The sequence below is a fragment of the Humibacter sp. genome, assembly GCF_051954055.1.
GTDB lineage: Bacteria > Actinomycetota > Actinomycetes > Actinomycetales > Microbacteriaceae > Humibacter.
On sequence record NZ_JBQCIE010000014.1, the window covers coordinates 1 to 5,720 of the forward strand.

Genomic DNA, 5,720 nt, shown 5'->3' on the forward strand with positions numbered 1-5,720 from the left:
TCGACCGTGCGGTCGAGCGGCACATATTCGCATTTCGGCTATGTTCGCTTTCCGGCCATATGATCTGTCCGGGAGGCACACGTGGGGATCTTGATTTGCGGGCCGAAACAGGTCGAGTTCGACGACCGTCTGCTCACCCACCTCGAGGTGGTGATCGTCAACAAGTTCCGCCGGGGCGAGTCGTTCCTGCTGTCCTGGATCGACGATCAGTCCACCGGCGGCGGGCACAGCTCGCTGTGGATGGCATCCTCGACCCCGGTGTACTTCAAGTACCTCGGCTCGCGGGTACCCAACATCAATCGGGATTGGCTGCGCCTGCTGGAGGCGGAGGCGAACGGGTCCCGCGGACTCGTCGTGCTCGACGAAGACGGCTCTCCCGCGCGCGGCAAGAGCTCGCTCACAGCCTGAGCGCGACGGCGATCGGCGCGCGCGTCAGGAGGGACCTGGTCCGCGCCTTCTCCAGCCGAACCGGCGACGGCGCGCTCGGAGAAAGCCGGTCACGTCCGTGAATCCCCATCGGGCGGCCACGTCGCCCGCGGCTTCGTCGGCCAGCGGGGCAGACGCGAGCTCCTCGTGCGCGAGCTGCAGGCGAACCTGCCGCAGGTAGGCATCCGGAGTGCAGTTCTCGTGCCATGCGAAGGCGGAGACCAGCTCTGGAACGGATGCTCGAAGCGCGACGGCCGCGTCATCGACCGTGATCGGCTGTGCCGCGTGCTCATCGAAGTACTGCCTGGCTCGTCGGTGCAGGTGCTCCTGCTGAGCGGCGGATGCGCGACGCTCCGCAGGCTCGCCCGCCAGTCGGAACGACTCCAGAGCCGACACCGCCAGCAACCGATATGTGCTCGAGCGCACGATCGGATTCGCCAGCAGCCCGCGCTCCGCCTCGGAGCGAGCCATCTCCAGCGTCGCCTGCCACAGTCGCGCCCGCTTCGCGTCCGTAGGACGCGCACCCTCGAACGTCGGCTCCAGCCGGTCGTCGCCATACAGCAGTCGGGCGGTGCGGGTCAGATCGGCCATGCGGAGCCCGGCCGCGTGGATCTCGGAATCAGCCACCTTCGCCAGATAGGGCTTGCCTGGCTGGAAGAGCACGGGCTCTGCGTGGTCGCCCGACTCGTCGCCGACCTCCCAACGGAACCCGACCGAGGTGCTGGCGATCACGACCAGCTCGGGGTCGACCGTCGCGTTGTATTGCCCGGACATCTGCACGGTGGAAAGCAGGAAGCGCTCGTCCCCGACGATGTTCTCGGTGTAGCGCTGGAACCGGCGATCGAAGTCGACCTTGCCGTACTGAACGGCGATCCAGTCTGCTGCAAGGTCGGGCTCGTCGGAACCGAACCGTCCAGCGAAGTACGTGTCGGTCATCCCGCCCTCCACCCGATCCCGGCGTTTGATCACCGATCGCCCATGTTGCCGCGTCGCGATACTAAGTGAAGACTGCGAGACTGCCGCACATGACCGTGACCGGCATCGAGACCCACGAGCTGCGCACGTCGAGCCCCGAGAAGGCGGCAGCGTCGCTGACCGAGGTGTACGGCAGCCACGCGTGGCTGCACAGCGACGATCCCGATTCCTTCCAATATCGGGTCATCTCGCACCACGATGAGCAGACGCGGTTCTCCACGGTCCACCTGAAGTCGCGCGGAACCTCTGGCGTCGAATCGCTGGACGACTTCGTCATCGCGTGGCCGGCATCCGGCGAGCAGAGCTGGCGCGTCGGAGACGAGACCGGCACGGGCCCTCTGCCGTTCGTCATCCCACCCCACCGCGAGCTGGAACTGAGCTTCGACGACCTCGATTTCTTCACCGTCTCGCTGTCGGCCGATGCGGTCGCCGAGGCGATCGGGGCTTCCGGCCCGGATCCGCTGCGAGCTCTGGATCGGCCGAACGTTCTCAAGACGGATGCGGCGACGCTGACCAGCGCGCTCGATCATCTGATGACGCTGCAGGAGCGCGTGCCCGGCGCGTTCGACAGCCCGCGCATGCGCGAGAGCGCTCGCGAGTTGATCATCGCCTCTGCGCTGGAGACTTTCGACCTGTTCGCACCGCAGCGCCAGGCGCGCGGTGATGCTGCGGTGACCGCGCAGCGCGCCGTCGACTTCATCCGCGACCACCTCTCGGAGCCGCTCACCACTGAGCGTGTCGCCGAAGCAGCCGGAGTGACGCCGAGGGCACTGCAGTACACGTTCCGGCGCCGCCTGGGCGCGTCGCCGTTGGAGTACGTCCGCCGTCTGCGGTTGGACGCGGTGCGACGAGACCTGCTCGCCCAGAACGCGGGAGGGTCATCCAGTGTGCGGGCGATCGCGGCGCGTTGGGGTTTCGTGCACATGTCGCGCTTCGCCCGGTTCTACCAGGAGCAGTTCGGCGAGTTGCCGCACGCGACCCTACAGCGGTGAGTGCGCTTTCGAATCAGCGATCTGATCCGACACGGGTCGTGAGCGCGGTGACGCCGTTCATCGTGAGGCGCACGTCGCCGTCCGCCTCGATGATCGTCAGCAGCACGGCGTCGCATCGACGGCAGCGTGCGACATACCTGCCGCGCCCTGCGTAGACCACGCACTGCGCAAGCACCGCGACATCGCCGCACGCCGCGCATCGTCCGCGTGCCGCGGTCGCCTCGCCGATCATGACCTGAGACAGCGGGCCCGCGAGCACGTTGCCATCGAGTTTCTGCATCATGCACCTCCGAAGCGCTCGGCGCGAACGTCATCGACCTGGTGCCCGAGTTGCTTGAGCCAGGCCAGCACCTGTTCGACGAAAGGCGTCGATCCGCATACGTACACGAGTGGATTCGACGCGGCCGGCAGCACGAGCTCGGCGAGGAGTTCGCGTGTCAGGCGCCCGGCCGAACGTTCGGCACCGGCGGGCGCACTGCGCGAGAACACGAAGTCCACACGCACTCCGCCCGGTCCGCTGTCTGTGCGCTCGCGCTCCAGTTCCGCGCGGAAGAAGACATCCTCTGGCGTGCGAACCGCGTAGAGAAGACGGAACGACGTCGTGTCGTTCGCGGCGCGGCGGGCTCGGACCATCGAGGCGAGCGGCACGATTCCCGATCCGCCGGCGATGAGTTGAACGGGCCTAGCGGAGCCGTCGCCCGGCTTCCAGATGAACCAGCCGCCGAGAGGGCCGCGCACCTCGAACCGATCCCCCACCATGAGATCGTCCACGAGATACGGGGAGACCTCCCCGGAGGCGACTCGATCGACGGCGAGTTCGATGGACGGCGCTTCACCCGACGAGGCGATCGAGTACGACCGGCTCGCCTGGTAGCCGTTCTCGGCCGTAAGACGGATGTCCACGTGCTGGCCTGCCACGTTCCCCGGCCATCCCGGAATGTCGAGCGTGATCCGACGCGCGTTCGGCGTCTCCTGGGCGGTGGCGGTCACCGCTGCCACGTACCAGGCCGCGTGCACCGTCACGAATAGCGCTCTTCCGTCCAAGGGTCGCCGTGCAGGTGGTAGCCGCGCTCTTCCCAGAACCCTGGCTCATCCTGCGGCATCATCGTCAGCCCGCGTACCCACTTCGCGCTCTTCCAGAAATACAGGTGCGGAACCACGAGACGGGCCGGGCCGCCGTGCTCCGGTTCGAGCGGCTCACCGTCCGCCTCGAACGCGATCCACGCACGACCGCCGAGGAGTTCCTCCAGCGGCACGTTCGTGGTGTACCCGCCATAGCTGTGCGCCATCACGTAGTCGTAAGACGTCTCCACCTGCTCGAAGACGCGGTCCAGGCTCACGCCGCGCCACGGCATCCCCAGCCGGGACCAATGCGTGACGCAGTGGATGTCGACCCGGAACTCCTCCATGCCGAGCGCCCGGAACGAGTCCCAGTCCCAGGTCATCGGATCGCCGGATTCGGTGGCCACCGTGAACTCCCAGACCGAGGGATCGACGTCTGGTGTGGCTCCTGCCGTGAGTACTGGCCAATCGTCCACGTGCGTCTGTCCTGGTGGAAGCCTGCTGTCGCGTTGGCCGCCACGGCCGCCGAATCCTCTGGTGATGAGCGCCATGCGGCCTACCCTTCCGGCCGGCGGTCGCCGGCTCCTTCAGTATTGCCGTACCCGTTCCCCGGCGAAACACCCGCCCCGGACGACAACAACGCCGACCCCATCGGCGGTCCTTGCCTGCGGCAGCCCGGATAGAGTCGTCAAATGTTCGGGTGCGATGGATTTCGCGCCGACTCAGCGGTATTCGAGATAGGACGGGTGCCATGACGAAGAGCGTGAACTGGGAGTCCGTCACGGAAGCGCACGTGCGTCGAGCGGTCGAGGAATACGACGACCTCGGTGCCCGGGAGTTCTTTGCGGCGCACGGCTTCGCGCCGACGACGACCTACGACCTCGTGTTCAAGGGCAAGCTCTACCCGCCGAAGGCCATCCTCGGAACCGCCTACGAATTCGCGACGGGTGATCGCCTCGCATCGAGCGACTTCGAGGGTGGAAGGTCGGGAGCGGTCAAGGTTCTGCGGAACCTCGGCTTCGACGTTCGGGCCCGTTAGGCCGTTGCCCGGCCCGGCCTGGCTCGCAGGATGAAGGTACGGGTATGAACAAGATGGCGCCGAGCACACCGGCTCGGTTGTCCGCGTACACGGACGCGGTTTTCGCCGTGATCATCACCATCATGGCGCTCGAATTGCGTCCACCGACTTCGCCGACGTGGGCCGGTCTTCTTGGCCTTTGGCCGACGGTTGTCAGCTATGTCGTCAGCTACGCGTTCGTCGCCATCATCTGGATGAATCACCACTATCTGATGACCTTCATCACCACTCCGTCGTTGCGGTTGATCTGGCTCAACTTCGGCCATCTCTTCTGCGTGTCGTTCCTCCCGTTCGCCACCGCCTGGCTCGCACAGACCGAACTCGCCCAGGTCCCGGTCGTCTTCTACGCAGTCTTGTTCGTCGTCACCGACGGCATGTACAACCTCTTCGAAGCCGAGATACTCAAACACTCGACCGCTTTCTCCCGATCCGAATACCTGTCGGCGAGAAGGCGATCGATCTTCGCGTTCGCGTTATTCGCCGCGGCTGCCGGGCTCGCGCTCATCGACAACTGGCTCGGATTCGGCTTCATCTGCCTCGCACTCGCGTTGCACCTGAGGCCGGATGCGACACCGTTCCGGCGCCGATCAAGAGGCAAGGACTCACCGAGTTGATCGAGAGATGCGCGAGGTCGGCGATCTCCACGTTCGTGGACCCCGCGCAATCAACGCAAAGACCTCGGCCTCTGCCTACTGGGAGCTGACGGTTGACACCGTCCGGATGCCGGACGGCTCAAGGACACGCCTCGCCGCCTTCTGTAACAAACCGGCATCTTTGCCGGTTTTGTACTGCTTGGGCCCGAGCGAGCAGGCAGGATCGATCAGGTGCCCCCGGGCGACGCGTCAGCGTTCTGACCTAGGGAGGCGTTCGCATTCACCATCAAAGGAGATGACCGTGACCGAACTGACCCGCCGAAAGCTGCTAGGAGCTACCCTCGCCACCGGTGCGCTGGCTGCCGGAGGATCCGTCCTCGCCGGAACCGAAGCGGCAGCCGCGACACCGCCCACCGCACAGGGCGCATCGACGAGAAACCAGACGGCGACGGTCTGTCGACGACGCTCGAAAAGTAGGCCATAGCGACGCTTGAAAAGTAGGCCACCCAGACAGATTGGATGGGTGATCTCCTTGGAGGATTGGGCGTTGATCAGGCGGCTGGTCGCGGAAGGTGTTCCGCAGCGCCAGGTCGC

The 5,720-nt window shown here is 66.0% G+C and carries 8 protein-coding genes; 4 read left to right on the forward strand and 4 right to left on the reverse strand.

Annotated features, from left to right (window positions below; genetic code table 11):
- The first annotated feature begins 81 nt into the window (after positions 1–81).
- On the forward strand, positions 82–408 hold the full coding sequence (locus tag ACTHNC_RS01135; protein WP_440292748.1) for a DUF7882 family protein: 327 nt from the start codon (positions 82–84) through the stop codon (positions 406–408).
- A gap of 24 nt (positions 409–432) precedes the next feature.
- Here the strand turns inward: ACTHNC_RS01135 and ACTHNC_RS01140 are convergent, their stop codons facing one another.
- Complete coding sequence (locus ACTHNC_RS01140; protein ID WP_440292749.1) at positions 433–1,362, reverse strand: helix-turn-helix domain-containing protein; 930 nt, start codon at positions 1,360–1,362, stop codon at positions 433–435.
- Positions 1,363–1,451: 89 nt separating this feature from the next.
- Between ACTHNC_RS01140 and ACTHNC_RS01145 the strand changes: the two genes are divergently transcribed.
- Complete coding sequence (locus tag ACTHNC_RS01145) at positions 1,452–2,393, forward strand: helix-turn-helix domain-containing protein (protein WP_440292750.1); 942 nt, start codon at positions 1,452–1,454, stop codon at positions 2,391–2,393.
- Positions 2,394–2,406: 13 nt separating this feature from the next.
- Here the strand turns inward: ACTHNC_RS01145 and ACTHNC_RS01150 are convergent, their stop codons facing one another.
- The 3 genes from ACTHNC_RS01150 to ACTHNC_RS01160 are packed head-to-tail and all read right to left on the reverse strand — an operon-like array spanning position 2,407 to position 4,006.
- Positions 2,407–2,673 carry a DUF6510 family protein gene (locus ACTHNC_RS01150; protein WP_440292751.1) on the reverse strand — a complete coding sequence of 89 codons (267 nt, stop codon included), beginning with the start codon at positions 2,671–2,673 and terminating at the stop codon, positions 2,407–2,409.
- Positions 2,673–3,416, reverse strand: coding sequence for a ferredoxin reductase (locus tag ACTHNC_RS01155; RefSeq protein ID WP_440292752.1), 744 nt, complete (start codon positions 3,414–3,416; stop codon positions 2,673–2,675). The genes ACTHNC_RS01150 and ACTHNC_RS01155 overlap by 1 nt, the downstream gene beginning before the upstream one ends.
- On the reverse strand, positions 3,413–4,006 hold the full coding sequence (locus tag ACTHNC_RS01160; protein WP_440292753.1) for a molybdopterin-dependent oxidoreductase: 594 nt from the start codon (positions 4,004–4,006) through the stop codon (positions 3,413–3,415). Before ACTHNC_RS01160 ends, ACTHNC_RS01155 begins: the two co-directional genes overlap by 4 nt.
- A gap of 200 nt (positions 4,007–4,206) precedes the next feature.
- On the opposite strand from ACTHNC_RS01160, the gene ACTHNC_RS01165 reads away from it, so the two are divergent.
- Positions 4,207–4,494, forward strand: a complete 288-nt coding sequence (locus ACTHNC_RS01165; RefSeq protein WP_440292754.1) for a hypothetical protein — start codon at positions 4,207–4,209, stop codon at positions 4,492–4,494.
- Between the two features lie 44 nt (positions 4,495–4,538).
- Positions 4,539–5,147 carry a TMEM175 family protein gene (locus tag ACTHNC_RS01170; RefSeq protein ID WP_440292755.1) on the forward strand — a complete coding sequence of 203 codons (609 nt, stop codon included), beginning with the start codon at positions 4,539–4,541 and terminating at the stop codon, positions 5,145–5,147.
- Positions 5,148–5,720: the final 573 nt, after the last annotated feature.

Excerpts from the sequence above, each read along its gene's own strand:
- ACTHNC_RS01150 (WP_440292751.1), bottom strand. The coding sequence starts at position 2,673 with ATGCAGAAACTCGATGGCAACGTGCTCGCGGGCCCGCTGTCTCAGGTC.
- ACTHNC_RS01140 (WP_440292749.1), bottom strand. The coding sequence starts at position 1,362 with ATGACCGACACGTACTTCGCTGGACGGTTCGGTTCCGACGAGCCCGAC.
- ACTHNC_RS01170 (WP_440292755.1), top strand. The coding sequence starts at position 4,539 with ATGAACAAGATGGCGCCGAGCACACCGGCTCGGTTGTCCGCGTACACG.
- ACTHNC_RS01160 (WP_440292753.1), bottom strand. The coding sequence starts at position 4,006 with ATGGCGCTCATCACCAGAGGATTCGGCGGCCGTGGCGGCCAACGCGAC.
- ACTHNC_RS01165 (WP_440292754.1), top strand. The coding sequence starts at position 4,207 with ATGACGAAGAGCGTGAACTGGGAGTCCGTCACGGAAGCGCACGTGCGT.
- ACTHNC_RS01145 (WP_440292750.1), top strand. The coding sequence starts at position 1,452 with ATGACCGTGACCGGCATCGAGACCCACGAGCTGCGCACGTCGAGCCCC.